Source organism: Nocardia sp. NPDC005746 (genome assembly GCF_040630785.1).
Classification (GTDB): Bacteria; Actinomycetota; Actinomycetes; order Mycobacteriales; family Mycobacteriaceae; genus Nocardia.
Window position 1 is genome coordinate 284,084 of the sequence record NZ_JBEXYE010000003.1, and the last position, 26,821, is coordinate 310,904.

Genomic DNA, 26,821 nt, shown 5'->3' on the forward strand with positions numbered 1-26,821 from the left:
CCCACAACCGCCCCCCACGCGATCGCCCCCGCGACCTCGTCCGGAAGAACGCGAGCAGGCGGATAATGGGGTGATGGAGTCGTCGGCCGAACTTCCCGCGGAATCACTCGTCTGGGCCGCGGGGAAATACCCGGGCCCGCGGACGGGAAGTTTCCGCTTCTGGTTCGCGACCCGCCGCTGGGAATGGTCCGCCGAGCTGTACCGCATGCACGGCTACACGCCCGGCGAGGTCGAACCCACCACCGAACTCCTTCTCGCCCACAAACATCCCGACGATCGAGGCAAGGTCGCCGAGGCGATCACCCGCTCGGTCTCCTTGGGCGAGCCGTTCTCGAGCCGCCACCGATTCATCGACACCCACGGGGTCGAGCACCACGTGATGGTGGTCGCCGACCGCATCCTCGACGAAGGCCGCCCGGTCGGCACCACGGGGTTCTACATCGACCTGGAGGGCACCCTGATTCACGCCCAGCACGAGGCCATCGAGCAGCAGATGCCCGGCGTGGTGGAGGCACGCGCCGTGATCGAGCAGGCCAAGGGCGTCCTCATGCGCATGTACCGCATCAACGACGAGCAGGCCTTCAAACTACTGGTCTGGCGGTCCCAGGAGACCAACACCAAGCTCCGCGCCCTGGCCGAACAGCTCCTGCGCGAACTGCCCAATATTCCGCCCGCGCAGCCCGGCACCGTGTCGGCGTTCGACCACATCCTGCTGACCGTGCACGAACGCATCCCCGAGTGAACCCACGGCCTCCGCGGCGAATCGCGCTCACATCCCGTTGAATTCGACGATCGGCGGCGGATAGTCGGCCGCGAGGACGCCCGCCCGCCACGGGCGTTGGATCTCGGCGCCGGGCAGTTGGGCGAGTTCGGGTAGCCAGCGGCGGACGTAGTCGCCCTCGGGGTCGAATCGGTCGGCCTGGCGCAGCGGGTTGAGGACGCGGCTGGAGCGGGTGTCGGTGCCGGTGCCGGCCATCCACTGCCAGTTCAGCCGGTTGTTGGCGACGTCGCCGTCGACCAGCCAGCGTTCGAAGTGTTCGGCGCCGATGCGCCAGTCCACGCGGAGGGTTTTGACCAGGAAGCTGGCGGCGATCAATCGGGCCCGGCCCGGCATCCAGCCCTCGGCGAGCAGTTGCCGCATGCCCGCGTCGACCATGGGGTAACCGGTCCGCCCGGCTTGCCAGGCCGCTACGCCACGCGGATCGGACCGCCAGGGCTCGGCCGAGGTGGTCTTGTAGTCGGCCACGGCGACGCGGGGTTCGTCGGCCAGGACCTGGTGGTAGAAGTCACGCCAGGCGAGCTGACGGAGGAAGGCGAGGGCGCCCGGGTCGGTGGCGGGGGTGCGAGTCACGATCTCGGTGACGGACAGACAGCCGAAATGCAGGTAGGGAGACAGTCGGGAGGTGCCGTCGGCGGCGGGGATGTCCTTCTCGTCCTCGTAGCGGCGGACCGGGCCGGACAACCACTGCTCGAGCAGTTTTCGACCAGTCGTCTCGCCACCGACCGCCAGCCGCGGCGACCCGGGACCCGCGTCGAGATCGGCCGCGCCGGGGATCGCATCGCTCTCCACCTCGGGGACCGTCACGGTGACCGGCGGCGGCACCGGGCGACGCAGCGGCGTCTCCAGCCAACGGTTGAAGTACGGCGTGAAGATCGCGTAATGCCCGCGCCCGGTATCCGGCCGGATCGCACCGGGATCCACGGCGGTGATCGAGCTGCCGTGCACACGCAGCTCACATCCGGCCGACGAAAGCCGTTCCCGCAGCGCGTCCTCCCGCCTCCGGCTGTACGGGGTGCCGTCCGCCGCGAGGTGCACCGTGTCCGCCCCGACCTCGCGCGCGGCCCGGCCGACCTCATCGACCACCCGTCCGTGCCGCACCACCAGCCGCCCGCCCCGCGCACCCAGCTCGTCGTCGAGCTCGCTCAGCGCCGAGCACAGGAATCGCAGCCGGTTCGCCGCATCCCCGACCCGAGCCAGCAGGTCGGTGTCCAGAACGAACAAGGGAACCACCGACTTGTCCTCGCGACACGCGGCCGCCAGCGCCGGATTGTCGTGGACCCGCAGATCCCTGGTGAACAACACGATCGACGTCGTCATGCCCGCGCCCCGCCTCCTGATCGATGGTTGCCTGATCGAAGCGACAGTACGGTCCGGCGGCCCGGCTCGCCCGCCCCGCAACGCAGGGCCGGTCGACGCGGATCATGATCAGCGTGCAGAATCGGACATATGCCTCACTCAAATCCGATCAGTGCCTGGAAATCGCTCCGCGACGGCAACGAGCGCTTCGTGTCCGGCAGTCAGGTCCACCCCTCGCAGGGCGCCGGTCACCGCGAAGAGCTGGTCGCCGGCCAGCACCCCACCGCCATCCTGTTCGGCTGTGGTGACTCCCGGGTGGCCGCCGAGATCATTTTCGACCAGGGCCTCGGCGACATGTTCGTGGTCCGGACCGCGGGCCACGTCATCGACTCCTCGGTGCTGGGTTCCATCGAGTACGGCGTGCAGGTCCTCAACGTGCCGCTGATCGTGGTGCTCGGCCACGACAGCTGCGGCGCGGTGAAGGCCACCCTCGACGCGCTGGACGGCGGCGCGGTGCCCGGCGGGTTCATCCGCAGCCTCGTCGAGCGCGTCACCCCGTCGATCCTGCTGGGCCGCCGCGAGGGCCTGAGCACCGTCGACGAGCTCGAGGCCCGCCACGTCGCCGAGACCGCGCGGGTTCTCATGGAGCGCTCGCAGATCATCTCGCAGGCCGTCGACGCGGGCCGCCTGGCCATCGCCGGCGTCACCTACCAGCTCAGCGACGGCCGCGCCCACCTCAACCAGGTCATCGGCAATATCGGCGAACAGCCCTGAGTTCGGCCGTGCGGAAATCGACAATTCCGCATTGAAATACCAACGGGTCCTGAGGCTTTCGCCGTAATCACCGCAGGAAACAGGCGGCGCTATTCCGCATTCGATTTCCGGATTAGCACCGCCTATTTCTGCGTACACTCTCCCGCGATAGCCGACACCTATACAGCAGGGCTCAACAATGACAAAGCTCGACTGGACCACCACCGTGACAACCGGCCCCGGCGGCATCCGCACCGAGGAAGCCGGCACCCTCGACGGTGAGATCACCCTCCGCACCTTCTGGTCCGACACCGACAATCTCGCACTGGTCACGGTGCAACACAAGGAAATCCGCGAGTGGTACACGGTGGCGGGCAGCCCCGTCCCCGCCGACTCCAAGGAACTCGCCGAGGCCGCCCACCAGGCCGCCGTGGCCGCCGCCCGCGAGGGCGACAACGCCACCTCGGGGTAGCGATTCCCCAGAGCGCCCAATCCACCACGGTTTTCGCTCACGCATCGATTCCCACGGCTCGATCGTTCAGAGGCGAAGACTGGTGGATCAAGGTGGAACAGGCGTAATTCAGATGCATTCGCGCACCTGATCATTCGAGTGTGTCGATCTGTTCACCCGTGGAACATCCTGTAGCTCCGGAACATTGGGTTCGGCGCTACGAGGCGCCTCCAGGATATGCCGGTCCTGGCAGCGGCCGGGTCGGTGATGTTCCAGGAGGATTCGTGGTGACGATGCGCGACGCGCGCCGGTATCTGCCCAATACAGCGGCCACCATGGCGTTGATCGCGCTCGCGGTCGGCGGGGTCGCGATCACGGCGGATGCGCCGCAGAACGAACGGGCGGGCACGGTCGTGGCGTCGTCGAAGGTCTCCGATACCTCCACCGAGGCGGACCCGGCCACCGAGGCGGACCCGGCCACCGAGCTCGGGCCGGTCACCGAGCTCGCGGACGTGACCGAGACGCCCGAGGACGGGACCGTGCCGGACGACATGCCGGTGGCGGACACCCCCGACAGCGGAGACGTGCCCGGGACCGAGACGCCGAGCCCCGACACCACCGACCCCGCAACCAGCACGCCGGTCACGACGACGATCGACACTCCGACCACGAGCCCGTCGCCGGGTCCGACCATCAACGTGAATGTGAGTGCGAGTCTGGGCATTTCGGCGCAGGTCTCCCCGCCGACCGACGTCGTCACGACGCTGACGCCCGGCCTCACCACGGTGACCGCGAGCCCTTCGCCGACCACCACGACCACAGACCCGGCGCCGCCGGTCCCCGTCGCGGCAACAACAACCACCACGACCGCGCCGGTCCCTGCCGCCGCGGCGACAACCACCACCGCGACCCCGGTCCCTGCCGCCGTAGCGACAACCACCACCACGACCCCGGTCCCCACTACCGCGGCGACAACCACCACCCCGGTTCCTGCGACGACGACCACCACGGTCGCACCCACCCCGACACCCGCCAAGGGGACGACGACCACCCCTACCACGGTCCGCACGACCACCCCGTCCGGCAAGCCGACGACACCGCGCCACACCCCGACGTCGACCACGGTCACCAAAACGACCGCGCCCAAGCCGGTTCCGTCCTCGGCCCGTCCGACGGTCGCGCAACCGCCGACCACGACGCACCGGCCGACGCCGACGACCACCACGGTGGCTCCGACCACGCCCAAGCCCGTCCCGGCCAAGTAGCACCGATGGCGATGACAGCGCGTCCGGCGCTGCTGGTGGCCGCGGCCGCCGCGATCCTCGCGGGCTGCGGCGCCCCCGACGGAACTCCCGATCCGCTGCCGCCGCGCGCGACCGAGTCGATCCCGGCGATTCGCCTCGACGCGGCCGAGTCGCCGCTCGACCAGCTCCGCGAGTGGGCGCGTGCGCGTTCCGAAACGAGCGGCATCCCGATGCGAGCCCTGCAGGCGTACGGCTATGCGACGGTGGTCATGTCGAAGGCCCAGCCCGGTTGCCATCTCGGCTGGGTGACGCTGGCCGGTATCGCCCGCGTGGAAAGCAATCACGCCCGTTTCGGCGGCGCGACCATCGCCACCGACGGATCGGTGCGCCCACCGATCCGAGGGATCGCGTTGGACGGCACCGGGGGCAATGCGCGGATCACCGACCTCCATGCCACCACCCGAGCCGGTCATACGGTGTACGCGCGCGCGATGGGCCCGTTCCAGTTCATCCCCGACACCTGGAACCGCTGGGGCGTCCACGCGGCCGCCGGCTACAACACCCTCGCCCCCATGCTGAAGGCCGGCAAACCGGCTGCCACCGGCGACCTTTCGGGCAGTCCGGACAATATCGACGACGCGGCCCTCGCGGCCGGTCGATACCTGTGCGCGGCGGGAGGCGATCTGGCCACGGCTCACGGCTGGCGGCAGGCCATCCTGGCGTACAACCACTCCGCCGTGTACGTCGATCAAGTGCGCAGCACCGCGCTCGGCTACCAGAAGTAGCCGAGCGACCGGAACGGAACCGTCAGCCGGCCTTGGCGGTGGTAGTGGTCCGGCCGTTCGAGGACGGGGTCGTCGTGGGCATGTCGATCACATCCGGCAAGCGACCACCGCCGAGGACGGGTACCGCGCTGGTCGGGGACGGCGGGACCAGTGGGGTGCTGCGGTGATCGCCGCATCCCGTGATCGCCGCCGCCACCATCGCTATCGCCGCCACCGTGATCAAGTGCTTGGGCACGAGTCAACCTTTCGAAGAGGGTCCACCAATTCTGATGCACCCGCCTCGAGAATGTGGCGCGAAAGATCAACTTAGGCACGCAAAGTCGGCCCCGGTGGCACATCGCCGCCCGAATAGTTCCGTGAGTCCAGTTCTCCGACAGCAAATTTCGTAGCGACTCAGCAGCGAACGCCTGTGATGGCGAACCGTTCGACGTCGGCGACGTGTCCCCCGGTCGCCGCGACGATGGTGAGCGTGGCCGGACAGGCATCCGAAACGGACACCGTCGCACTCCAGGGCGATCCGGTACCGCCCGCGGGAATCGGAGCGGATCCACCGACGGGCTGATCCCGATCCGCGCGCAGGATCCGGACCCGAATGCTCTCGTCCACACCGGTAATGGTGCCGCCCACGGCCACCGGCGACGAGACCGCGCTGCCGTAGCGCGGCGTGGTCAGATGGAATGTGGTGTCGTCGGTGCCGACGACCTCCCACGGCGCGGTGTCACCGTGCCCCATCCGGGCCAGATGCACGACGGCCGCTATGACAGGCACACCGTTCGGATTGTCGAAACCGACGCTGACCCGCGACTGGTCCCCGTCGGTGGCCACCTTCACGATCTTGTCCACGCTCGAGAACCCGAGGTAGTGCTGGGTGAAGGACTGCGCGGTGGCGGCGGGATCGAGATGCCAGGGTTGATGCCCGGACCCGGCGTCCCGCTGCCAGGCCGCGGCTTCGGCGCTGTCGCGGAACGGCCACAGCGGTTGATACGGGAACTCCGCGGCCGCGGGTGTCGTCGTGGCGGCCGGCCCCGAGGTCCCCGGTGCGGAACTGCCCGGAGCGGCGGTCGTGGACGCACTGCCCGGCGCGGCCGTCGTGGTGGCGGCGGGCCCACCCCCGCCGGAACAGCCCACCAGCCCGGCCGCCGCCGGGATCACGACCATCGCGAGGACGGTGCGGCGCCGAGAAATTTTCGTGGTCATGTCCGCACCGGCCTCCTGCCGAAAATGGGCGCTTGGTCGGATTATCGGACGAATCATCCATGATCGCCATCATCTCCACGACCATGCCCGGAACCGAATACATCGCGATTGTCGGGGTAAGCGAGCGGTATGGAACCCCTGAGCGTCCGATCCGGTATCGAGTCGGACGGTGCCCCGGTTCCTCCGGTGCGACCGCCGGAACCGGTCCCACCGTTGGAGCCGGGGGAACCCATCCCCGAGCCCGAGCCGCCGGCACCCCTGCCCTCACCGGGCCCACCGATCCCCCGGCCACCTGATCCGCATCCACCGCCCGTGCCGCCGGCGCCGATTCCTGATCCGCTGCCACCGCTCGCACGTTTCGGTCCCGCATATCGGGTTACTCGACCGACTGCCGGCAGTCCGTCCGGCGCTCACGACAGCGGAAGGAAGACCTTATGCTGATGCTCACCCCCACTGCCGTCGAGGCGGTACGCGGTATCACGTCCGGGGAAGGCGCCCCGCGCGACGCCGGACTACGGATCACCACGCCGGATGACGCCGAAAGCTTTCGGCTCGCGGTCGCGGAGGGGCCGTCCGAGGATGACGAGGTATTGACCGCGGAGGGCGCGCGGGTCTACATGGACCGCCGGTCCGCGGAGTTCTTCGATGACAAGATCCTCGACGCGGGCCTGGACGCCACGGGCAATGCCACCTTCGTCGTCGGACCCCAGGCCGCCAACAGCTGATCGATCGCCATGTCCGGCAATCTGGCGCGCACACTGATCGCCTCGCATCTGGTGGCGGGTGCGATGACGCCGGGCACCGAGATCGCGATTCGGATCGATCAGACGCTGACCCAGGACGCCACCGGCACCGTGGTGATGCAGGAGCTCGAGGCCTTGGCCCTCGATCGCTCACGCACCGAGGTGAGTGTCCAGTACGTCGACCACAATCTGTTGCAGACCGACGAGAAGAACGCCGAGGACCACGAGTATCTCCGCACGGCCGCCCAGCGCTTCGGCCTGTGGTTCTCCAAGGCGGGAAACGGCGTCTCCCACCCCACCCATATGCAGCGTTTCGGGGTCCCGGGCAAGACGCTCGCCGGATCCGATTCGCACACGCCGGCGGCGGGTTCGCTGGGCATGCTCGCCATCGGCGTGGGCGGATTGGAAGTGGCGCTGGCCATCTCGGGTCAGCCGCTGCACCTGCGGATGCCGAAGATCTGGGGCGTTCGACTCGAAGGCGAACTGCCGCAGTGGTGTTCGGCCAAGGACGTGATCCTGGAAATGCTGCGCCGCCACGGCGTCAGCGGCGGGATCGAGCGCATCATCGAATACCACGGGCCGGGCCTGGCGGGACTGTCCGCGATGGACCGGCATGTGATCGCGAACATGGGCGCCGAACTCGGCGCCACGACCACGGTTTTCCCGAGCGACGAGGCCGTCCGCGCGTTCCTGCGCGCGGAGGGCCGCGAGGGCGACTGGGTCGAGCTGGCCGCCGGCCCCGGCGCCGAGTACGACATCGAGGAGACCATCGACCTGTCCACGCTCGAACCCCTCATCGCGAAACCGTCGTCGCCGGGCGCGGTGGTGCCGGTGCGCGAGGTGGCGGGCACCGCGATCACACAGGCGGTGATCGGGTCCAGCGCCAATCCGGGCCTGCGTGATTTCGCCATGGCGGCGGCCATGGTGGCCGGACGGCAGACCGTTCCGCAGGTGAGTCTCGACGTGAACCCCACGTCGCGGGAGATCCTCACGGATCTGACCCGGATGGGTGCGGTCACCGACCTGGTCGAGGCGGGTGCGCGCATCCACCAGGCCGGGTGCCTGGGGTGTATCGGCATGGGCCAGGCCCCCGCCGCCGGCCGCAATTCGCTGCGGACCATGCCGCGCAACTTCCCGGGCCGCTCGGGCACCAGGGAGGACTCGGTCTGGCTGTGCTCGCCCGAGACGGCGGCCGCTTCCGCGCTCACCGGCGTGATCACCGATCCGCGGGAGTGGGCGCGTACGGTCGGCATGGACTACCCGAAACTCGAACTGCCCGTGCGGGCCTCGGTCAATACGGCGATGCTGGTTCCCCCGCTCGAGCCGGAGCGGGCACGGCTGGTGCGGCCGGTGAAGGGGCCCAATATCTCCAGCCTGCCCGAGCTGACGCCGCTGCCGGATCGGATCGTCGGGCCGGTGCTGTTGAAGCTCGGCGACGATATCTCCACCGACGCCATCTCCCCCGCCGGAGCCCGCGCCCTGCCGTACCGATCCAATATTCCCAAGCTGGCGATGTTCGCCTTCACCCCGATCGACGAGACCTATCCCGAACGGGCGCAGCGGGTTTCCGATACCGGACACTTCGTCGTCGCGGGCGAGAACTACGGTCAGGGGTCCTCGCGCGAGCACGCGGCGATCACGCCCCGCTACCTCGGTCTGCGGGTGGTCATCGCCAAATCCTTCGCCCGTATCCATTGGCAGAACCTGGCCAACTTCGGCGTCCTGGCCCTCGAATTCGAGGATCCCGCCGACTACGACCGCATCGACCGCGATGACGTGCTGGGACTGCTCGATCTGCACGCCATCGCCCGCGTCACCACGCTCGAGGTGCTCGATATGAGCAAGGAATCCACTTTCACCGTGCGACACCGGCTTTCGCCACGTCAGGTGCGAGACGTCCTGGCCGGAGGCCTCATCCCCCGGCTGGCGGCGCGCGGCCTCGCGTTTGAGGACGAGGACGCCGGGAACAGCGACGACATCAGCGCCTGCTGAGACAGCCTTCCGGAAAGGAATCACCATGCTGCGACGTATTGCCCACCCCCTGCTGGCGACCGCTTTCGTCGCCGACGGAATCGACACGCTCACCCATCCCGATTCCCGGATCAAGACCGCGACCGAGGCGGTGCGGCGGGGCGAGCAGCGGTTGCCGGCCAAGCTCGCGGCCTATCTGCCCGACGATCCGGCCACGCTGGTCCGGATCAACGCGGCGGTCCGTGTCGGCGGCGGTGCGCTGCTGGCCCTGGGCAAGTTGCCCCGGTTGTCCACCGCCGTGCTCGCCGCGACCGTGATCCCGTCGGCCCTGACCGAACCGGGGTTCTGGACCGAGGAGGACCCCGAACGGCGTTCGGCCCGACGCAACGCGCTGCTCAAGGATGTGAGCCTGCTCGGCGGGTTGCTCATCGCCTCGACCGACCGGCAAGGCAAACCCTCACTCGGCTGGCGTGGCCGCCGGGCCCTGGAGAAGCTCCAGGCCGACGACTCCGCCCCCAACCGGCTCGCCGACGCCGCGAAGGTCCACGGACCCGAACTCGCCGCGGCGGTGCGAACCCGCGGTGAACACCTGGCGGAGACCGCCCGCGAACGCGGACCCGAACTGGCCGCGGCACTGCACGACCGCGGCGAGCGACTGGCCGATATCGCCCAGCACCGCGGCACACAGCTCGCGGAATCCGCTCGCGAACACGGACCCGAACTCGTTGCGGCACTGCACGATCGCGGTGAACGACTGGCCGATGTCGTGCACCATCGCGGCGCTCAGCTGACCGATTCGGCCAGGGAACTGGGCGCACAATGGGGCGATGTCGCCGCCGACCGCGGCGGCCAGCTTCTCGACACCGCCCGCGATCAGGGCGGTCACCTCGCCGCGAAGGCCAAGCGGCGCGGTGAGCGGCTCGCGGACGCGGCCCGCACCGCCGCCGACCGGGCACACTGACAGCGACCGGGCGCACTGGAAGGAGCCCGCCGTCATGGCATCTCAGCATTCACTCGCCCGCTGGCTGGGCGTGGTCGTGACGGCGGCCGCGCTCGCCGTGGGCTGCTCGAACAGCACCGAGCCCGGCGTGCCGGGAACCGGTTCGCCGCATCAGGACTCCGGATCGCCGAAGGACTCCGGATCGCCGACCATCTCCGCGAACGCCGCCAAGCAGTTGTGCGACATGATCCGACCCGAGGTCGAGAAGTGGCGCGCGGAGGATCCCATCGAGGCGCGGCTGAAATTCAATGTCACCGTGCAGGATTGGGCGTTGCGCAACAATGGCGTGAACATCGCCGTGATGCGCAATCGCTCGGTCATCGACCAGACCACCACCGCCGCGTGCCCGGATGTGCGGGACGCGGCGGTGCAGGCGATCCGGATGCCGGATCTGGCCTCGGGCCTGGCGGGATTCTGATCAGATGGCCCGCGCCTCGGCGCTCAGATGGCCAGCGCCTCGGCGCGTAGCCGGCCGAGGGTCTTCGCCAGGATGCGCGACACCTGCATCTGCGAGACCCCCAGCCGCTGCGCGATCTGGTACTGGGTCATCGAGTCGAAGAAGCGCATGGTCAGCACGCGCCGCTCCCGCTCGGGCAGTTCCGCGATCAGCGGGCCGACGGCGAGGTACTGGTCGACGTATTCGTAGCCGGTCTCCTCGGCCCCCAGCGCGTCCAGCATGGCCAGCGGCGTGTTCTCCCCGTCGTCGGGGCACGCGGCTTCCAGCGAGGAGCTCTGGTAGGCGTTGGAGGCCAGCAAGGCCTGGGTCAGTTCGGACTGGTCCACCTTCAGTTCGGCGGCCAGTTCGCGCGCCTTGGGCATGCGGCCCAGGCGCTGGGCGAGGGTTTCGACGGCGGCGCCCAGGCGGATCTGGGTCTCCTTGACCCGGCGCGGTACGCGCACGGCCCAGGTGCTGTCCCGGAAATAGCGTCTGACCTCACCCATGATGGTGGGCACCGCGAAGGACAGGAACCGCGACCCGCGCTCGACGTCGAACCGGTCGATGGATTGCACCAGCCCGAGCCGGGCCACCTGCACCAAATCCTCGAACGCCTCTCCGCGACCGGAGAATTTGCGCGCGATGTGGTCGGCCAGTGGCAGGCACCGATCGATCGCCTCCTCGCGCAATGCCTTTCGCTCGGGAGCATCGTTTTCCACGGCGACGGCAAGCTGTTTCAACAGCGGCTCGATATCGTCATAGCTGTCACCCGTCATCGGAATCACCCCGTATTCGGCTGAACTGCATAACAATGGTGTACCCAAACCGGGCGCCGGGGGAACATCTTTTCACGGCGTTCACCACAACCTCCCTGATAGACCTGGTCAGAGACGTATTGCCACAGTACGAATCTCGAAAACGGGCGCATCACGCCAGTTTTTCAGCACGTTTGACGGCCGGATCTGCGGGAACTGCGGGATTATCACAACCATCTTCGCAAAGGAATAACCATGATCATCCTGGGCCTCGTATTGCTGATCCTGGGAATTATCTTCGGCCTGTCGATCCTCACCACCATCGGGGTCATCCTGATGGTGGTCGGCGCGGTCGCCTGGCTGCTCGGGGCGGCCGGACGCCCGATCGGCGGACGCGCTCATTACTGGTAATCCCGGCCATCCTCGGTGAACTCCCCTGCATCAGCATGCATTTCATCCGACACATCACCGTGAGCCCAGCGGATTCGTCCGCTGGGCCATTGTCGTACCCGACGACCGGCCTCGCGCGACGGTTCCAGCGCGTGGGCAGCGTCGACCGAGCCCTCACCGCCGCGGTCGCCCGCCTGCCCGCCTCCCCCCTGGATTCGGGCCTGCTGCGGCTGACCCGCACCGCTGATTTCGGCGCCCTCTGGCTGGTCATCGCACTCGCTCTGGGAACCCGCGGCGGCGAGCACCGGCGGGCCGCGATCCGCGGCGTCGCCGCCCTCACCGCCACGGAGGCGATCGTGAACGGTGGTCTCAAGCCGATCATCGCGCGCCGCCGGCCGGCCGCCGACCTGCTGCCGGCGCATCGGCGATCGGCCCCGCGGCCCGCCTCGTCGTCGTTCCCCTCGGGCCACAGTGCCGCCGCGGCGGCCTTCGCCACGGCGGTCGCGGTCGAAAGTCCGCGGGCCGCAGCGGGTCTCATCCCGCTGGCGGGGCTCGTCGCCTACTCGCGGGTGCACACCGGCGTGCACTGGGGCAGTGATGCGCTCGCGGGCGCGCTGATCGGTTCGGCCGTCGCCCTGACCACCCGGCACTGGTGGCCGGCCCCGGTTCGGGCCACCGCCCGCGAGCGGCATCAGGGCACGCCCGCGCTGCCCGCCGGGCACGGTCTGCTGGTGCTGGTCAACCCGGTCGCGGGTGATCCTTCTGTCGATCCCTGCGAGGAGCTCGCGACGCTGTTGCCGGCGGCGACCCTGGTCCGCACCGACCAGGGCGATGATCCCGCCCGGCGACTGGAACTGGCGTTCCGCGCCTGCACTCCGCGGCCGACGGCACTGGGTGTCGCGGGCGGCGACGGCACGCTCGCCGCGGCGGCCACGGTCGCCCTGCGGCGTGGTCTGCCACTGGCGGTGTTTCCCACGGGCACGCGCAATCATTTCGCCCGCGATCTGGGTGTCCGCGACACGGCCGAGGCGGCCGCGGCCGTCGAATCCGGCGATGCCGTGGACGTCGACGTCGCGCGCGTCCGCTTCGACGACGAGGACGGACAGCGCACCCGGCACGTGCTCAACGTGGCGAGTGTGGGCGCCTACCCGGAGATGGTGCGGCTGCGGCGGAAATGGCGGTCGCGATGGGGGCGGCGGCTCGCCTTCGCGACCGCGTCGGTGGCCGCGGTGCGCCGGGCCCGGCCCCTCACGGTGGAGGTCGACGGCGACCGCCGTCGGGTGTGGGTCCTGTTCTTCGGCAACGGTTCCTATCATCCGCGGCGTTCCACCCCGGCCGTTCGCGACCATCTCGCCGCGGGGCTGCTCGACGTCCGATGGCTCCGCGCCGACCGGCCGTGGTCCCGTGTCCGGATCGTGCTGGCGGCCGGGCTCGCCGCCGTGGGGCGCACCCGCCTCTACGGCGAATGCCGCCGACCCGAGCTGACCGTCCGGCTCGCCTCCCGCGAACCCCTCGCCGCCGACGGTGAGGTGATCGGCACGGCCACCCGGATCCACATGACGGTGGCCGGGCGCCTCACGGTCTATCGCCTCATACCGGCTGCGCGCCTCGGAACCGGGTGAATTCCACGACCACCGGGTATCCGCGCTGTACGACGTCGAATTCGTCGGCATCCACCGTGATCGAATCGGTCAGGGATTCCACGAAATGCCAGCCGAAACTGTGCTCGATCAGTCCGCCGCCGCTGCCGACCACCGATGTCACACGAATCCGGATGCACAGCCGGTCGTACCGGAATTCGCAGTCGAGAACGGCCCCGGGGACGGCGGCGACGATCAGCGTAGTGGCCACTTGATCCAGTGCGACGCGCATATCGATGGCCACGTCGATGGTGAAATCGGCTGTGAGCATGATGGTCTCGGCTACCGCGCGCAGCATTTCCAGGTGCCCGGCGTCGGCGTGCACCCGCACACCCACGTCACCCGACAGTGGCGGTGACTCCCGGGCCAAGCTCTCGGTGCCTATGCGCGCCTTGCCATCACCTTGTGGCGGTTCCATCATCACTCACCACCCCATTCACCCCCCGTAGCGATCTTTGTCGCTGTCATCGTTCGCTTACCCGATAATGTCGGAGGGAAACCGATAAGAGTCACGGGATGGAAAAGAATTTCGCGCCGATCGTTCCCTGACTATCAGGATTGACGATGCGGGAGCACGCGCGCCAGGAAGGTCTGCGCCTCGGGGTCGCCGAGCTTCAGGATCGTGAAGTGAGTGGCCGGGGCGTACAGCACCAGTTGACTGTCGGTACCGGCCGATTGGAGCTGCTGCTGCAACAGCACGGTGGTCGGGACCGGCTGGACGGTGTCGGATCCACCCTGCAGCAGGACCACCGGAGCGCGATATCCCACGGCGGGCACCGACAAGTAGTCGCGCAGCGCCGAAATCACCGGGTCGGGCAGGGATGTGGTGAACAGCTCGCCGACGGACCTGCCCGCGACGGCCGCTTCCAGCGAACTCACGCAATCGTTTCCGGCTCGGGCGATGGCGAGAACCTCGTGGCCGTGCGGCGACAGGTAGCCGGGGACGCCGAGGTCGGGGCGGGCGTGGTCGAGGCCCGCGAGGATCATGACGAGCCGGGCGTGCAGGCCGTCGAGTCCGGGGAGCACGGGCACGCCCGGACGGCTCAGCAGGGCGATGATGTCCTCGACATTGCTGGTCGGCGCGTAGGCGAGGGTGCCGCGCAGATCGAGTTCCGGCGCGTAGCCCGTGGACATCCCGGCCGCGGCGAGCACCGACTGCCCGCCGATGGAATGCCCGGCCAGCACGAAGGATTCGGACAGCCCGGCATCCACGGCGTGGCCCGCGCGCACGATGTCGAGAACCGCGTGGCCCGCCGCGCGCCCGGCCAGATACTCGTAGACGCCGTCCGCGCCCAGGCCGATGTAGTCGCTCGCGGCCACCACGTAGCCGTGCGCCAGATACGTTGACAGCTGCGGTGTCTCGTCGAACTTGTCCGCCATGCCGCCGTTGATGGTGGGCGCGCAGCCGACCGTCATGCCGCTGGTCCCGTGGGCCCACGACACCACCGGCCGACCACTCGCCGGGGTCGCGCCTTCGGGCACGTAGATCGTGCCGCCGCTCACCTCCGGCTCGCCGTTCTGGCCCGTCGTCCGGTATGTGATGCGATACCCGCTCGCCGCGCCGGGAATCAGCTCGCCGGCGTTCAGTGGCCGTGACGACACCACCGCGCCCGGCGCTCCTCCGGTGTCCGGTTGCGCCACAGCCGATCCGGTCGCCGCGGCCGAGGACAGGGCGGCGATCGCCGCCAGGATGAGGTATCGCACGGGAAGCTCCTCCGAGATGAGTCGCCGACGCTCGCCGACGACTTTGCGAACACGTTCCGAAAGTAGCATCCGCAGGTCACGCTGTCGAGAGCGGAACAGGGCATGATGGCAGACATGCCCCGACCGACCGCCTCCTCCGGCCGCACCGGCCGACCGCCCGTCACGTCCCGCACGGAGATCCTGACCGCGGCCCGCCGGTTGATCGACCGCGACGGCTGGGAGCGGCTCACCATTCGCGGCCTGGCCGCCGAGGCCGGAATCGGCGCGACCACGGTCTACCGCCACGTCCAGGACAAGGAGGATCTGCTGGTCCTGCTACTCAACCACTACGCCGAGCAAACCGAACGCCCGGAGCTGCCCCCGGATCCACGCGACCGGATCGTCGCGGCCGCCACCGCCATGCACGACCTGCTGGCGAGCTGGCCCTGGGCCGCGGAAGTCCTCACCGTGGACGGTTTCGTCGGGCTGCTCGACGAATCCGCGCTGTGGACCGTCGAATCCATCCTCGCGGCCGCCGAATCCAGCGGCCGCACTCCCGAGCAGGCCGCCTACATCTTCCGCTCGATCTGGTACTACACCGTCGGCGAGATCCTGGTCCGCACCCACTCCCAGCGCCGCGGCAGCCCCGACGCTTCCGGCCGAACCGCCTTCGGCGATCTCGACCCCGACCGCGTTCCCCACCTGGCCGCGATCGGCGAACGCTGGCCCGCCCTCGCCGCCCGCGACACCTACGGCCAGGGCCTGCGAGCCTGCGTCGACGGCCTGCTGGCCCAGACCGGCCCCGCCGAATCGTGATGCCGCACGACCGGTTCCGGCCCCGATCCCCCGCCGCGGGTGACCGCTAGAGTGCGGGCATGCCGGAAAAGATCATCCGTAACACCTTCACCGTCCCCGCCTCCCCCGAGGCCGTCTACGACCACCTGATCCGGCCCGAGAACTACATCGGACTCTCCCCGCTGGTCGTCGCCGTCGAGGACGTCCAGGAGGGCTCCTACCTCGCCGTCGAACGCTTCCGCTTCCTGGGTCTGAAGCACGACAACCGCATTCGCGTCGCCCTGCTCGGCACCCCCGGCAGCGCGGTGTGGGGCGAGGTCGACAGCCCCGGCGGCGTCCGCATGGGCTACCGCTTCGACCTCACCCCGACCGCCGAGGGCACCCGCGTCGACGACGAGCTGCGCCTGCGAACCCCGTTCGGCCTCATGGCCTTCGCCTCCGGCCAGGCCCGCAAGGTCCAGCTGGCCCGCGCGGGCATCCTCGCCGACCGCCTCTCGACCGTCTAGGGCTTGAAGCCGACGCCGCCGGCGATGCAGTGGCGGACCGAGCTCAGCGGCGTGAGCTGCGGGCCGTCGGGCCACCATTCGTCGCACAGGACCAGGCCGGGTTCGATCATGGTGAGATTGCCGAACAGGGCCTGGATCTCGTCGCGGGTGCGGAAGCGGCCCGAACCCATGGGGCTGTGCACGAACTTCTCCTCCATCTTGCGCGCCAGGTCGCTGTATTCGGCGGTCTCCGGGTCGAGGAAGTGGGCGATGGCCACATACGAGCCGGAGGGCAGCACGTCCAGGTAGCTGCGCATGACGGCGGCGACATCGTCGGCGGCGTAGTGATGGAGGGTGCCGATCTGGAACAGCGCGATCGGACGGCTGAAGTCCAGTTCCTCACGGACTTCGGGATGTTTGACCACCTCGAACGGACGGAAGATGTCGGCCTCGACGATGGTGGTGCGCGGATTGCCCGCCAGCAGGGCCCGCGCGTGCGCCAGCACCATGGGGTCGTTGTCCACGTAGACCACCGAGGCACCCGGGTCCACGCGCTGCACGACCTGGTGGGTGTTCTCGGCGGTGGGCAGGCCCGAACCGAGGTCCAGATACTGGTCGATGCCCGCTTCCTTGGCCAGGAAGCGGCATACGCGGATCAGGAAATCCCGGTTCGCCCAGGCCAATTCGGCGACCCCGGGCGCGACCTCGCGCACTTGGTCCAGGACCGCGCGGTCGACTTCGAAATTGTCCTTGCCGTTCAACGCGGCGTCGTAGACACGGGCGATGCTGGCGCGTGTGGTGTCCACCCCAACCGGTGCCGCACTCGGGTAACTCTGCACTGACTCGGACATCTCACGCTCCCCTGACAATCGATTCACTCCGGCCCCGGCCCACAGCAAGTCTGTCGCATACGCGATGATTTGGGACCGGATCGCCGGGTCCACGCCGAATCGGTAGGGTGCGGCCGTGGATACAGCGGAATTCGTTCAGCGCGGCAGCACCATCGTGGACCGGTTGTCCACGACGCAGACCCCGCCGCCGTGGCAGCTGGTGGTGGGCACCGGCGTGGTGGCGCTGATACTGGTGGTGTTCCGTCCGACGTGGCGCATTCTGCGCAATGCGGTCACCATCGCCCACGAGGGCGGACACGCGTTCACCGCACTGCTGACCGGCCGCCGCCTCAACGGCATCCGATTGCATTCCGACACTTCGGGACTCACCGTGTCGAGCGGGAAACCCTATGGGCTCGGCATGATCCTGACCATGGCGGCCGGGTATCCCGCGCCCGCGCTGCTGGGGCTGGCCTACGCCGCGCTGCTGGGCGCGCACCGCATCACCCTCATGCTGTGGCTGACCATCGCGCTGCTACTCGTGCTGCTGCTCAAGATCCGCAACTGGTACGGCCTGCTGTCGCTGCTGGTGACCGGCGGCGCGGTGTTCGCGGTGTCCTGGTTCGGCAGTGACACCACCCAGGCGGCGCTGGCGTACGCGGCGTCCTGGTTCCTGCTGCTGGCCGCGGTGCGCCCGGTGCTCGAGTTGCAGCGCAATCGCGCGCACGAGCCGAACTCCGACGCCGACCAACTGGCGCACCTGACCAGGATCCCGGGTCTGCTGTGGGTGCTGGCCTTCGGCGCGATTGCGCTGTGCTCGCTGGTCCTCGGGGCGCGCCTGCTGCTGGCCGACGTGTCGGGGGTGTGTGTGCCGCCGCTCACGCACAGCACCTGCACGGCGTCAACCGCCGGGTGAGCATTCTCCCACCTCAGGGCGAGAGTGGTATCGCTGCAAGGATTCTGGCCAACGGGGACTACCATTCGGTTTGCACCGTCCGGGTGATCGGAAACACCGGATTTGCCCGGATCTCGGCCCGCTCGCACCACCGGCGGGCGTTCGACCGTTGCGGCTAGGAGGGTTTGGGGATGGACAGACCGGAATGGGCACCCGAAGGCGTGGACATGAACCGGGCCAGCCCGGCGCGCATGTACGACGCGCTGCTGGGCGGCTCGCACAACTTCGAGGTCGATCGACAGGCCGCGGAGGCGGGTAAAGCGCTGGTCCCGGACCTGCCGCGACTGGCCTTGAGCAATCGGGCGTTCCTGCGCCGCGCGGTGCGGTACCTGGTGGACCAGGGCGTGCGGCAGTTCCTCGACATCGGGTCGGGCATCCCGACCGCGGGCAATGTGCACGAGGTGGCGCAGGCGATCGACCCGGAGTGCCGGGTGCTCTACGCCGATATCGACCCCGTGGCCGTGGCGCACGCGCGCGCCATCCTGAAGGGCAATGACCGGACCGCCGCGATCGAGGCCGATCTGCGCGAGCCCGACGCGCTGCTGGCCCAGGCCCGCGGGACCGGCGTCATCGATTTCGACCAACCGGTCGGCGTCCTCCTCATCGCGGTCCTGCACCTGATGAGCGACGACTACACCCCCGTCGACAAGGTCGACGCCCTCTACGACGCGGTGCCGGCCGGTAGCTACCTGGCCCTGTCGCACCTCACCTCGGCCACTCGCCCCGACGACGCCGCCAAACTGGTGGAGAACTCGCGCGACGTCAGCAAGATCGGCCTGCAGTTCCGGACCCGCGAGCAAATCGCGGCCCTGTTCGGCAAGTGGGAGCCGATCGAGCCCGGTGTGGTGGAATTGCCGTTGTGGCGGCCGGAATCTGACCGTGACCAGCACGAAGCGCCGGGCCGGTCGCTCGGTCTGGCGGGTGTGGGCCACAAGGCCTGAGCAGGGGCACGAGGCAGGGGCAGGGGGTAGGCGGTGGGAGCACACGAGCTGGCGGTCCGATGGGCCGACGCTCTCGAGGGCGCGGTGGCGCCGACGATCACCCGGGCGCAAGTCGAGCAGTTGCTCGACGGTTTCGGCGACCGGCTGATCGCGGCCGTACGCGGCACCGAGGACATGTCGGTGGCCCGGGAGGCCGCCCGCGCCCTGGTGGGCGCCAACTATCGGGATCCACTGACCGTGCACCGGTCGGTCCTGGTGCTGTGCAAGGACCTGGTGACCGACGCCTGCCCGGACCCCGGCTGCGCGGACTACTGGCCGGTGCGCGATCGAGCGATCGAGCTGGCCGCCGAGTTCGCGGCCGAGTTCACCGCCGGACTGCGCAGTGTGGCGTTGTCGGAACAGGAGACGACCCTCACCGCGGCGCTGACCGCCGCGCGCGAGGCCGACGCCCGCAGGCAGCTGTCCGAAGCCCGCTTCCAGGCCATCTTCGAGGGCGCGTCGGTCGGCATCGGCACGGTCGACATCACCACCGGGCAGGTGGTCGACGTCAACAACGCCATGGCCGAGACCCTGGGCGTCCCGGCCGGGCAGATGCCGGGCCGCCCGGTGGCCGACATACTGGGCCCGATCAATATCGGCGAGGCGTTCGGTCTGTTCCAGCGTTTACTGTCCGGCGAGATCGACCGCTTCCGCTTCGAGACCGAACACACCAAACCCGACGGTTCGCACACCATCATCGACCTGTCCATGACGGTGGTCCGCGACAGCGACGGCAAGCCGCGCTTCCTGGTCGGCGTCACCGTCGACGTCACCGACCGCAAGGAACTGGCCGACCGGCTCTGGTACGACGCCCACCACGACTCGCTGACCGGTCTGCCGAACCGGCTGCTGTTCTTCGACCGGCTCGCGGCCGCCACGGGCCAGGTGGGCGTCTGCTACCTGGACCTGGACGGCTTCAAGGAGGTCAACGACCGCCGCGGCCACACCGCGGGCGATCAGGTGCTGTGCGAGGTGGCCCAGCGCCTGCGCCAGGCCGCACCGCCGCACGGGGTGGCGGCCCGGCTGGGCGGCGACGAGTTCATCGTGCTGGTCGAAAGCTGCTCGGGCCCGGAGGAATTGGACTCGGTGTCCGGGGACCTGCTGGCCGCGCTCGCCGACCCGTTCGACGTGGCGGGACTGTCGGTGCGGGTCGGCGCGAGTATCGGAACCGCGCTGGTGGATACCGACTCCACCGCGATCGACGAGCTCATGCACGCCGTGGACACCGCCATGTACCGCGACAAGGCGCTGCGACACGGGCGCTAGATCACGCGCTGCGGCACGGTCGCTAGATCACGAACGGCACCAGGGCCTTTCGCTCGGCCGGGTAGTCGGAGAACTTCTCGCGGTACCAGGTGTGGGTGGCGAAGGCGCGCGGCACCAGGTTGCCGAAGGTGATCAGGAAGATGACCACGCCCGGCAGCGCCCAGGTGAGGATGGCGAACCCGGCCCAGGCGATGAGCTCGCCGAGATAGGTCGGGCTGGTGACGAATCGGAAGCCCAGACCGAACGGAATCTTGTATTCCGTTGCGCCCGGATTGTTCTTGTCGCGAAGATTCCGCACGATCCACTCGGAACTGGTGAGCAGCGCGAAACCGCAGAGGTAGATGACCAATCCGATGATGAAGCGCGGGTCGGTCAGCCAGCCGGTGCCGTACTGGCCGAAGTAGTCGTGGCTGAACAGCGCGCCGTTGAGGTAGCCGTGCATGGCGGTGACGAACATGCCCATGCCGAGCACCGAAATGTTGAAACTGCTGGTCTTGCCGGGCACTTGGCGAATCGACAGGGGGAAGAACCAGCCACGGTTGGCGTAGTGGAGAATCCAGATGGCCGCCAGCACCAGGGAAGTCGGCTCGAAACGGTGCGGCCCGCTCAGGTACGCGACCGCGAAGACCACGGTGGCCGGAATCTCCATCAACCACCAGCCGAGTTTCGGGTTCAGGTTCAGTCCGAGCTTGGCGGTGGCGAACCGACCGTACGGGCTCTGCTGGAACAGGCCCCCGATCAGGACGAAGGCAGCGAAACCGAATGCGATCGTCAGCACGGTGTCGTAGACGGTATTGCCGGTATACCAGTTCATTCGTGGCCCTTCAGGTGAAAAACTAGAACAGGTTCTACCACAGCCCGAGCTCGACCGGTACCCACCGGCGGGCACGGACGGTGCCCGGCGGGTAGGTTGGCTGGAACCCCGGAGGGAGGCAAGGTGGGTTCGCAGGGATGGGATGTGCTGATTCAGTGGATGCCGTATTTTCTCGAGGAGGACGAGGACGCGGACGAATCGGGACTCGGATGGAATCCCCGTTTCATCCAGGTCCGTGACGAACTCACCGGCCGCCGAGCGCATTTCGCACAACAGGGCACCGAGATCGAGGTGCTGGTCGCGGTCCCCGACGACGCCGACGACGCCGACCGGCTACTGCGTGTGATCGGCGAGCAGTCCGACGGCACCTGGGATCCGGTCCCGGTGCCGTCCGAATCCGATGCCACCGCACCGGATCCGCAGTGGCGGGCCATGCAGCGCGTGCACCAGCAGCCCCGCCTGGCGCGGGAGTGGAGCACCGGCTGGCAACGCGGGGAATCGGTCGACCACCGCCGCGGCGTCGCCGAATCGGTGGTCACCGTGCTGCGCGACGGGCTCGGGATGGACGGCGGCCGGTTGCGCTTCGCCACCTGGAGCATGGACGCGCCCGGCGCCGGCAGCTACGGCCTGCCCGCCGACCGCCCCAGCGAACGGGGCAAGCCCGTGGTGTGCACGGACTGGGACGATTTCGAGGCGCGGCTGGCCTGGGCGCTGACCACCCTGCCCTGGGACGGCGTCATCAACCTCAGCACCCCGCACCCCGGCCCGGACCCGTGCTTCGTCCAATTCCTGCACGGCAGGCAGCTTTTCAACGAGGCCAGCGGCTGGGACGTGGCCGGACTCGGGGCGAGCGAGTTCGACCGGCGCATGCGCGAGCTGGGCTGGAGCTTCGCCCCGCACAGCGTGCCGGGCGGGGCGGCGCTGATCTGGGAGGGGCCGCTGGCCAAGGCCGGATTCAATCCGAGCCTGTGCGGCGCGCCGCGGCGGACGGTGACGACCTTCACCGAGGTGTTCACCGTCGGGCATCCGCAGGATCTGGTGTTCCGCGCCTTCCGCAACGGCCGCCGCCGGGATCCGGAATTGCGTTATCTGGACATCGAGCTCGGGATTCCGCGCGACGTGCGGTGAGCCGCGCGGCGGAGTGTCAGGGCGGGGGCGGCTTCAGAGGCGACGTAGGTGGATCGGCAGTCCGTCCGCGGGTGTCGGCCCGGTCCCGGCGATGAGGGGCACCTCGTAGCCGTCCGGCACGCTCCACCGGTACCCGAGCAGCATCCGGTGCATGGTCGCCTTGACCGTCATGCCGCCGAAGTACCGGCCGATGCACTTGTGCGCGCCGCCGCCGAAGGGCGGCCAGGCAAAGCGGTGCGACTTGTCCTCGGCGCGCGCGGGATCGAAGCGCTCGGGGTCGAAGACGTCCGGATCGTGCCAATACTCCGCATTGCGCATCATGGAGTACGGGCCCACCATGAGCAGCGCGCCCTTGGGGATGAAGTAGCCCGCGATCTCGGTGTCCTCCAGGGCTTCTCGCACCATCTGCCCGACCGGGGCGTACATGCGCAACGTCTCGCGGAAGGCCATCTCCAGGGCGGGCAGCCGGTCCAGGTCGGCGTAGTCGAGGGTCTGCTTGCCCAGCGCGACCGACTCCGCGCGCAGCCGCTCCTGCCACTCGGGGTGGCGGCCCAGCTCGTAGGCCAGCAGGGAGATGGCCAGCGTGCTGGTGTCGTGGGCGGCCATCATCACGAAGATCATGTGGTCGACGATGTCGGCGTCGGTGAAGGACTCGCCGTCCTCGGTCTCGGCGTGGCAGAGCACGCTGAACAGGTCCTGGCCGTCACCGGCTCGCTTGGCGGCCAGCTCGCGGCGGAAGTAGTCCTCGAGCAGCCGACGGCCGCGCAGGCCCCGATTCCACACGCCGCCAGGCATATTCGTGCGGACGATGGCCTTGCCGCCGTGTACGGCGTCCTCGAAGGCGTGCGAGAGGGCGGTGGCCTCGGGGCCGAGTTCGGCGCCGGCGAACACCACGGTGGCCTGTTCCAGCAACATCCGCTTGACGTGGTCGTAGAGCGGGAAGTCGGGGGCGGGCAGCCAGGAGTCGACACCACGCACGATGCGGGGCGTAGTCAGCTCCAGGTAGCCGATCAGCCGGGGCCGGGTGAACGCCTGCTGCAGGATGCGCCGGTGGTAGCTGTGATCGTCGAAGTCGCGCAACAGGATTCCGCCGCGGAAGAACGGACCGATCAGGAACTCCCAGCCCCGCTGGGCAGACAGGACATGCTTGCGGTCGAGCAGCACTTCCTCGGTGGCCGCGGGGCTGCCGATGCCGACCACCTGACGGCCGAACACGCCCATCCACTGGACCGGGCCGTAGCGGCGCATGCGCTCGCGGCTGAAGGTCAGCGGATCGGCGAGGGTGCTCACCACGTAGCCGATGCCGGGCGGTCCGTAATCGCCCATCACCGGCTTCAGCCCGCTGCCCGGCGGCGGCACCGCCAGCGGTCGCGGAACGGTGGGGTACCGCTGCAGCAATCCGGCGGCCCGGCACTGGATTCGATGATTCACCACGGCTTTTCGTACAGCCATGCCTCCACGGTAGCGGAAACGTCAGTTTCCGTAAACGGTCGTTTCCCGATTTCTGTGCCAAGCTGACAGGGTGACGCGAGCTGCCAATGGGACCTATCGCGGCACCACCACCGACGAGCGGCGCGAACAGCGCCGGCGACGGCTGCTGGACGCGGCCCTCGACATCGTCGGCACGCAGGGGCTGGCCGCACTCACGGTGCGCGGGGTGTGCGAACAGGCGAAGGTGGGGCCGCGCTTCTTCTACGAATCGTTCACCGACCTCGACGCGCTGGCCACCGCACTGCTCGACGAGGTGCAGGGCGAGGCCCTGGAACAGGCGCGCACCGCCATGACCGACACCCCCGGCGACCCGGAGGCCAAACTGCGCGCCGGGGTGGCGGCGCTGATCGTCGGCGTCACCGACGATCCGCGCCGCGCCAATATCGCCTTCGCCCAGGCCTACGGGTCCGAGCTGCTCATGCGCCGCCGCTTCGAGGGCATGCGGCAGGTGGCCGGGCTGCTCATCGAGCAGACCCGCGTGCTGCTCGACATTCCGGAAGGCGACGACACCGCTCTGACCGCCCTGGCGCAGCTCATCACCGGCGGCGCGGCGGAGCTGATCCTGGTGTGGCTCGACGGCGGCCTGAAGGTCGAGCGGCCGGTGCTGATCGGCATCGTCGCGGATTACGTTGTGGCCATGGTGGATCGGCTGCCCGGCATGCGGTCCCGCCTCCCCGAGACGTCAGCGCCGGACTGAGGGCCGCGAAATCAGCTCAGGTTCCGGAACGACCGAATCCGCTGTCGACGATCTCCTCGACCACGATCTTCGCCGTCTCCATGCAGGCGGTGATGCCGCCGTTGGCGTACTCCTTGACCGCGTCGCCGACATTCCAGAGATTGGCGATCGGGGTGTCGTGGGGTAGGTCGTATCCGGCGACGGCCCGCTGGGGCGGCCAGTCGTCGCGGGCGACGGCGATGGACAGGATGCGGGCCCGTTCGAAGCCCGGGATCTCCTCGCGCAGATCCTGGAGCACGAGCGCGGTCTCGGCCTCGGCGTCGAAGTTGCCGACCGAGGGTTTGGGCACGCCCGCACCGACGTAGAGATGCCAGCCCTCGGGCGCCATCTCCGGGCAGGTCGCGGTGAAATTGGCGACGTAGCACAGCCGCCGGGTGCGGGCGAAGCTGAGCAGCCCGGGCGCGTCGATCAGTGGTTCACGGCTGGCGAAGTTGACCGAGATCATGGCGCAGGGCAGGTCGCGCTGGAGCACGCGGCCGACATAGTCCGACGGGAAGTGCTCCGGGCCGACCAGATCCATGGTGGCCGACGGCCCGATGTCACTGACCGCGAAAGAGCAAGCGATATCCGAGATTTCGCCGTTGCGACTGATGCGAGCCCCGGTGATCCGATCGCCCTCGACGTGCAGTTGCCGCACCTCGCTGCCGAGCCGGACCTCTACCCCATTGCGCTCCACCGCCTCGGCGAGGGCCTTCCAGATACCGATGGTGCCCTCGGGACAGAAGCCGAACTTCTTGAACGCCGCCTTCCGCGTGAAGTAGGTGAGGAACACCCGCGCGGGCAGCTCCTCGGAGCCGACCGCGAAGATGGAGCCGCACATATTGCGGAAGATGCCTTGCACCGCGTCGTTTTTGGTATAACGGCGCACCCAGTCGGCGGTGGACAGCTCCCGATCCGGCAACTCCCCCTCCGCGCGGGCGGACCCGCCGAGCAGCTGGGCGCCGTGCCGGGTGAGCTGGGAGATGAGCAGTCCCCAGCCGCCACTGGAGACGTCCACGTCGCGGCCGTTGATCCGGTAGAGGATCGGCGGATCCGCCGGGCGCACTTCGAATTTCGCCCCGACCTCCTCGAAGGTCTGTTCGGTGATGCCGCCCAGTTCGATGACGACAGCGCCGGTGTTGATGGTGAATCCGTCGAGCTCGGCGGTGGAAGCCCGCCCGCCGACTCGGTCGAGACGTTCGGCCACCAGGGTCCGATAGCCCCGGTGCGAGAGCCGGGCGGCCGCGCACAGCCCGCCCGCTCCGGCTCCGACAACCAGTGCGTCCCACGCGTTCTCGCTCATGGCGAGGCTCCTCAGAGCAGGCTCAGCCCGCTGGGTTCACCCCGGGCTGAGCGTCGGACATATCAGTAATACGGCTCCAATTCTCCCGCACCTGATCCACGCTCGGGACCTCACTGAAGAACACGGGCTTGTTCCCGAACAACTGGGCGCGTTGCACCGAGCCGCCGCCGACCACCAGCACCATGCCGGAGTCGGTGCAGTCCTCGCCCATCAGGTGCGCCACGATCGGGGCGACCTGGGCGGGCGGCAGCTTCTCGAGCATGGCCTCCGAGGCGATGTCGGCGGTCATGCGGGTGGCGGCCATGGGCGCCACGGCATTGACGGTGATGTCGTACTTGCGGCCCTCGATGGCGAGGGTGTTCATCATGCCGACCAGACCCATCTTGGCGGCTCCGTAGTTGGCCTGACCGAAGTTGCCGTACAGGCCGGAGGTGGAGGTGGCCATGACGACGCGGCCGAAGCCCTGCTCGCGGAAGTGCGGCCAGGCGGCGTGGGTGACGTAGAAGGACCCGAACAGGTGCACGCGCTGCACGGCTTCGAAGGCCTCGGGGGTCATCTTCACGAAGCTCATGTCGCGCAGGATGCCCGCGTTGTTCACGATGCCGTGCACCGCGCCGAAGGTGTCGATCGCGGTCTGCACCAGCGCCTTCGCGCCCTCTTCAGTGGCGACGCTGTCGTAGTTGGCGACCGCGGTGCCGCCGGCCGCGCGGATCTCCTCGACCACGGCGTCGGCCATATTGTGCCCGGATCCCGAGCCGTCGCGCGCGCCGCCGAGGTCGTTGACCACGACCTGAGCGCCCTCGCGGGCGAGCAGCAGCGCGTACTCGCGACCCAGACCGCCACCGGCTCCGGTGACAATGATGACGCGATCGGTTACACCAGGCATGAATTCTCCTTGCCGTATCTAATAGCTTTCCAGAAGTTAGCAGCAGGG

The 26,821-nt window shown here is 69.0% G+C and carries 29 protein-coding genes; 18 read left to right on the top strand and 11 right to left on the bottom strand.

The genetic code is table 11. The features are described 5' to 3' along the window. The first annotated feature begins 73 nt into the window (after nt 1–73). Nucleotides 74–742: a PAS and ANTAR domain-containing protein gene (locus ABZ412_RS07945; protein ID WP_357277737.1), complete on the top strand. Its 669-nt coding sequence runs from the start codon at nt 74–76 to the stop codon at nt 740–742. A 27-nt stretch (nt 743–769) separates the two neighbouring features. Here ABZ412_RS07945 and ABZ412_RS07950 read toward each other — a convergent pair whose 3' ends face one another. Beyond that, nucleotides 770–2,098, bottom strand: a complete 1,329-nt coding sequence (locus tag ABZ412_RS07950) for a deoxyribodipyrimidine photo-lyase (RefSeq protein WP_357277739.1) — start codon at nt 2,096–2,098, stop codon at nt 770–772. A 129-nt stretch (nt 2,099–2,227) separates the two neighbouring features. Between ABZ412_RS07950 and ABZ412_RS07955 the strand changes: the two genes are divergently transcribed. From ABZ412_RS07955 to ABZ412_RS07970, 4 genes are all read left to right on the top strand, one after another. Continuing rightward, nucleotides 2,228–2,851, top strand: a complete 624-nt coding sequence (locus tag ABZ412_RS07955) for a carbonic anhydrase (protein ID WP_357277742.1) — start codon at nt 2,228–2,230, stop codon at nt 2,849–2,851. 178 nt (nt 2,852–3,029) lie between these two features. Continuing rightward, complete coding sequence (locus tag ABZ412_RS07960; protein ID WP_357277744.1) at nt 3,030–3,302, top strand: hypothetical protein; 273 nt, start codon at nt 3,030–3,032, stop codon at nt 3,300–3,302. Nucleotides 3,303–3,568: 266 nt separating this feature from the next. Next, nucleotides 3,569–4,546: a hypothetical protein gene (locus ABZ412_RS07965; RefSeq protein WP_357277746.1), complete on the top strand. Its 978-nt coding sequence runs from the start codon at nt 3,569–3,571 to the stop codon at nt 4,544–4,546. 11 nt (nt 4,547–4,557) lie between these two features. Then, nucleotides 4,558–5,310, top strand: coding sequence for a lytic transglycosylase domain-containing protein (locus tag ABZ412_RS07970; RefSeq protein WP_357277749.1), 753 nt, complete (start codon nt 4,558–4,560; stop codon nt 5,308–5,310). A 22-nt stretch (nt 5,311–5,332) separates the two neighbouring features. Here ABZ412_RS07970 and ABZ412_RS07975 read toward each other — a convergent pair whose 3' ends face one another. Together ABZ412_RS07975 and ABZ412_RS07980 are read right to left on the bottom strand one after the other, a co-directional pair. Then, entirely contained in the window at nt 5,333–5,545 is a 213-nt protein-coding gene (locus ABZ412_RS07975) for a hypothetical protein (protein WP_357277751.1), read from the bottom strand. A gap of 158 nt (nt 5,546–5,703) precedes the next feature. Continuing rightward, nucleotides 5,704–6,507, bottom strand: a complete 804-nt coding sequence (locus ABZ412_RS07980) for a hypothetical protein (RefSeq protein ID WP_357277753.1) — start codon at nt 6,505–6,507, stop codon at nt 5,704–5,706. A gap of 434 nt (nt 6,508–6,941) precedes the next feature. Between ABZ412_RS07980 and ABZ412_RS07985 the strand changes: the two genes are divergently transcribed. Genes ABZ412_RS07985 through ABZ412_RS08000 form a run of 4 tightly spaced genes read left to right on the top strand, consistent with a single transcriptional unit; the run spans nt 6,942 to nt 10,639 of the window. Beyond that, a complete protein-coding gene (locus ABZ412_RS07985) occupies nt 6,942–7,232 on the top strand; it encodes a hypothetical protein (RefSeq protein ID WP_357277755.1) in 291 nt (96 codons plus the stop codon). A gap of 9 nt (nt 7,233–7,241) precedes the next feature. After that, entirely contained in the window at nt 7,242–9,242 is a 2,001-nt protein-coding gene (locus ABZ412_RS07990) for an aconitate hydratase (protein ID WP_357277757.1), read from the top strand. A gap of 25 nt (nt 9,243–9,267) precedes the next feature. After that, the gene (locus tag ABZ412_RS07995; protein WP_357277760.1) at nt 9,268–10,182 is read left to right on the top strand and encodes a DoxX family membrane protein; all 915 of its coding nucleotides are present in this window, start codon (nt 9,268–9,270) and stop codon (nt 10,180–10,182) included. A gap of 34 nt (nt 10,183–10,216) precedes the next feature. Next, on the top strand, nt 10,217–10,639 hold the full coding sequence (locus tag ABZ412_RS08000; RefSeq protein WP_357277763.1) for a hypothetical protein: 423 nt from the start codon (nt 10,217–10,219) through the stop codon (nt 10,637–10,639). A gap of 23 nt (nt 10,640–10,662) precedes the next feature. Here the strand turns inward: ABZ412_RS08000 and ABZ412_RS08005 are convergent, their stop codons facing one another. Next, entirely contained in the window at nt 10,663–11,433 is a 771-nt protein-coding gene (locus ABZ412_RS08005) for an RNA polymerase sigma factor SigF (protein ID WP_357277765.1), read from the bottom strand. A gap of 234 nt (nt 11,434–11,667) precedes the next feature. Here ABZ412_RS08005 and ABZ412_RS08010 point away from each other — a divergent pair, with 234 nt between their 5' ends. Both ABZ412_RS08010 and ABZ412_RS08015 read left to right on the top strand, forming a co-directional pair. Beyond that, a complete protein-coding gene (locus ABZ412_RS08010; RefSeq protein WP_357277768.1) occupies nt 11,668–11,823 on the top strand; it encodes a hypothetical protein in 156 nt (51 codons plus the stop codon). A 131-nt stretch (nt 11,824–11,954) separates the two neighbouring features. After that, nucleotides 11,955–13,424, top strand: coding sequence for a phosphatase PAP2 family protein (locus tag ABZ412_RS08015; protein ID WP_357277771.1), 1,470 nt, complete (start codon nt 11,955–11,957; stop codon nt 13,422–13,424). On the opposite strand, the gene ABZ412_RS08020 is transcribed toward ABZ412_RS08015, so the two are convergent. Both ABZ412_RS08020 and ABZ412_RS08025 read right to left on the bottom strand, forming a co-directional pair. After that, a complete protein-coding gene (locus ABZ412_RS08020) occupies nt 13,393–13,860 on the bottom strand; it encodes an anti-sigma factor (RefSeq protein ID WP_357277773.1) in 468 nt (155 codons plus the stop codon). The genes ABZ412_RS08015 and ABZ412_RS08020 overlap by 32 nt on opposite strands. A 134-nt stretch (nt 13,861–13,994) precedes the next feature. Next, a complete protein-coding gene (locus tag ABZ412_RS08025) occupies nt 13,995–15,146 on the bottom strand; it encodes a lipase family protein (RefSeq protein ID WP_357277776.1) in 1,152 nt (383 codons plus the stop codon). Nucleotides 15,147–15,260: 114 nt separating this feature from the next. On the opposite strand from ABZ412_RS08025, the gene ABZ412_RS08030 reads away from it, so the two are divergent. Together ABZ412_RS08030 and ABZ412_RS08035 are read left to right on the top strand one after the other, a co-directional pair. Then, entirely contained in the window at nt 15,261–15,941 is a 681-nt protein-coding gene (locus ABZ412_RS08030; protein ID WP_357277778.1) for a TetR/AcrR family transcriptional regulator, read from the top strand. 59 nt (nt 15,942–16,000) lie between these two features. Then, nucleotides 16,001–16,426 carry an SRPBCC family protein gene (locus ABZ412_RS08035; protein ID WP_357277780.1) on the top strand — a complete coding sequence of 142 codons (426 nt, stop codon included), beginning with the start codon at nt 16,001–16,003 and terminating at the stop codon, nt 16,424–16,426. Here ABZ412_RS08035 and ABZ412_RS08040 read toward each other — a convergent pair. Then, a complete protein-coding gene (locus tag ABZ412_RS08040) occupies nt 16,423–17,256 on the bottom strand; it encodes an SAM-dependent methyltransferase (RefSeq protein ID WP_357277783.1) in 834 nt (277 codons plus the stop codon). The two genes, ABZ412_RS08035 and ABZ412_RS08040, sit on opposite strands and share 4 nt — an antisense overlap. 115 nt (nt 17,257–17,371) lie before the next feature. Here ABZ412_RS08040 and ABZ412_RS08045 point away from each other — a divergent pair, with 115 nt between their 5' ends. From ABZ412_RS08045 to ABZ412_RS08055, 3 genes are all read left to right on the top strand, one after another. Then, nucleotides 17,372–18,151 (top strand): M50 family metallopeptidase, encoded by a 780-nt coding sequence (locus tag ABZ412_RS08045; protein WP_357277785.1) that lies wholly within the window; start codon nt 17,372–17,374, stop codon nt 18,149–18,151. A 170-nt stretch (nt 18,152–18,321) separates the two neighbouring features. Further along, on the top strand, nt 18,322–19,131 hold the full coding sequence (locus ABZ412_RS08050) for an SAM-dependent methyltransferase (protein ID WP_357277787.1): 810 nt from the start codon (nt 18,322–18,324) through the stop codon (nt 19,129–19,131). 33 nt (nt 19,132–19,164) lie between these two features. Then, nucleotides 19,165–20,436, top strand: coding sequence for a sensor domain-containing diguanylate cyclase (locus ABZ412_RS08055; protein ID WP_357277790.1), 1,272 nt, complete (start codon nt 19,165–19,167; stop codon nt 20,434–20,436). A 22-nt stretch (nt 20,437–20,458) separates the two neighbouring features. Here the strand turns inward: ABZ412_RS08055 and ABZ412_RS08060 are convergent, their stop codons facing one another. Further along, on the bottom strand, nt 20,459–21,250 hold the full coding sequence (locus tag ABZ412_RS08060) for a 3-oxo-5-alpha-steroid 4-dehydrogenase (RefSeq protein WP_357277792.1): 792 nt from the start codon (nt 21,248–21,250) through the stop codon (nt 20,459–20,461). A 123-nt stretch (nt 21,251–21,373) separates the two neighbouring features. On the opposite strand from ABZ412_RS08060, the gene ABZ412_RS08065 reads away from it, so the two are divergent. After that, nucleotides 21,374–22,378, top strand: a complete 1,005-nt coding sequence (locus ABZ412_RS08065) for a hypothetical protein (RefSeq protein WP_357277794.1) — start codon at nt 21,374–21,376, stop codon at nt 22,376–22,378. A 33-nt stretch (nt 22,379–22,411) separates the two neighbouring features. Here ABZ412_RS08065 and ABZ412_RS08070 read toward each other — a convergent pair whose 3' ends face one another. After that, the gene (locus tag ABZ412_RS08070; RefSeq protein WP_357277797.1) at nt 22,412–23,830 is read right to left on the bottom strand and encodes a cytochrome P450; all 1,419 of its coding nucleotides are present in this window, start codon (nt 23,828–23,830) and stop codon (nt 22,412–22,414) included. A gap of 70 nt (nt 23,831–23,900) precedes the next feature. Here ABZ412_RS08070 and ABZ412_RS08075 point away from each other — a divergent pair, with 70 nt between their 5' ends. After that, nucleotides 23,901–24,566, top strand: a complete 666-nt coding sequence (locus ABZ412_RS08075; protein ID WP_357277799.1) for a TetR/AcrR family transcriptional regulator — start codon at nt 23,901–23,903, stop codon at nt 24,564–24,566. Nucleotides 24,567–24,582: 16 nt separating this feature from the next. On the opposite strand, the gene ABZ412_RS08080 is transcribed toward ABZ412_RS08075, so the two are convergent. Both ABZ412_RS08080 and ABZ412_RS08085 read right to left on the bottom strand, forming a co-directional pair. Beyond that, on the bottom strand, nt 24,583–25,887 hold the full coding sequence (locus ABZ412_RS08080) for an FAD-dependent oxidoreductase (RefSeq protein ID WP_357277801.1): 1,305 nt from the start codon (nt 25,885–25,887) through the stop codon (nt 24,583–24,585). A 22-nt stretch (nt 25,888–25,909) separates the two neighbouring features. After that, entirely contained in the window at nt 25,910–26,773 is an 864-nt protein-coding gene (locus tag ABZ412_RS08085) for an SDR family oxidoreductase (protein ID WP_357277804.1), read from the bottom strand. Between the last annotated feature and the right edge of the window lie 48 nt (nt 26,774–26,821).

What these genes read in the sequence shown, in the direction of transcription:
- ABZ412_RS07980 (WP_357277753.1), bottom strand. Translation starts at nt 6,507, where the DNA reads ATGACCACGAAAATTTCTCGGCGCCGCACCGTCCTCGCGATGGTCGTG.
- ABZ412_RS08080 (WP_357277801.1), bottom strand. Translation starts at nt 25,887, where the DNA reads ATGAGCGAGAACGCGTGGGACGCACTGGTTGTCGGAGCCGGAGCGGGC.
- ABZ412_RS07985 (WP_357277755.1), top strand. Translation starts at nt 6,942, where the DNA reads ATGCTGATGCTCACCCCCACTGCCGTCGAGGCGGTACGCGGTATCACG.
- ABZ412_RS08005 (WP_357277765.1), bottom strand. Translation starts at nt 11,433, where the DNA reads ATGACGGGTGACAGCTATGACGATATCGAGCCGCTGTTGAAACAGCTT.
- ABZ412_RS08070 (WP_357277797.1), bottom strand. Translation starts at nt 23,830, where the DNA reads ATGGCTGTACGAAAAGCCGTGGTGAATCATCGAATCCAGTGCCGGGCC.
- ABZ412_RS08030 (WP_357277778.1), top strand. Translation starts at nt 15,261, where the DNA reads ATGCCCCGACCGACCGCCTCCTCCGGCCGCACCGGCCGACCGCCCGTC.
- ABZ412_RS08020 (WP_357277773.1), bottom strand. Translation starts at nt 13,860, where the DNA reads ATGGAACCGCCACAAGGTGATGGCAAGGCGCGCATAGGCACCGAGAGC.
- ABZ412_RS08040 (WP_357277783.1), bottom strand. Translation starts at nt 17,256, where the DNA reads ATGTCCGAGTCAGTGCAGAGTTACCCGAGTGCGGCACCGGTTGGGGTG.
- ABZ412_RS08000 (WP_357277763.1), top strand. Translation starts at nt 10,217, where the DNA reads ATGGCATCTCAGCATTCACTCGCCCGCTGGCTGGGCGTGGTCGTGACG.
- ABZ412_RS07955 (WP_357277742.1), top strand. Translation starts at nt 2,228, where the DNA reads ATGCCTCACTCAAATCCGATCAGTGCCTGGAAATCGCTCCGCGACGGC.
- ABZ412_RS07960 (WP_357277744.1), top strand. Translation starts at nt 3,030, where the DNA reads ATGACAAAGCTCGACTGGACCACCACCGTGACAACCGGCCCCGGCGGC.
- ABZ412_RS08050 (WP_357277787.1), top strand. Translation starts at nt 18,322, where the DNA reads ATGGACAGACCGGAATGGGCACCCGAAGGCGTGGACATGAACCGGGCC.
- ABZ412_RS08085 (WP_357277804.1), bottom strand. Translation starts at nt 26,773, where the DNA reads ATGCCTGGTGTAACCGATCGCGTCATCATTGTCACCGGAGCCGGTGGC.
- ABZ412_RS07995 (WP_357277760.1), top strand. Translation starts at nt 9,268, where the DNA reads ATGCTGCGACGTATTGCCCACCCCCTGCTGGCGACCGCTTTCGTCGCC.
- ABZ412_RS07970 (WP_357277749.1), top strand. Translation starts at nt 4,558, where the DNA reads ATGACAGCGCGTCCGGCGCTGCTGGTGGCCGCGGCCGCCGCGATCCTC.
- ABZ412_RS08060 (WP_357277792.1), bottom strand. Translation starts at nt 21,250, where the DNA reads ATGAACTGGTATACCGGCAATACCGTCTACGACACCGTGCTGACGATC.
- ABZ412_RS08010 (WP_357277768.1), top strand. Translation starts at nt 11,668, where the DNA reads ATGATCATCCTGGGCCTCGTATTGCTGATCCTGGGAATTATCTTCGGC.
- ABZ412_RS07950 (WP_357277739.1), bottom strand. Translation starts at nt 2,098, where the DNA reads ATGACGACGTCGATCGTGTTGTTCACCAGGGATCTGCGGGTCCACGAC.
- ABZ412_RS07990 (WP_357277757.1), top strand. Translation starts at nt 7,242, where the DNA reads ATGTCCGGCAATCTGGCGCGCACACTGATCGCCTCGCATCTGGTGGCG.
- ABZ412_RS07945 (WP_357277737.1), top strand. Translation starts at nt 74, where the DNA reads ATGGAGTCGTCGGCCGAACTTCCCGCGGAATCACTCGTCTGGGCCGCG.
- ABZ412_RS08035 (WP_357277780.1), top strand. Translation starts at nt 16,001, where the DNA reads ATGCCGGAAAAGATCATCCGTAACACCTTCACCGTCCCCGCCTCCCCC.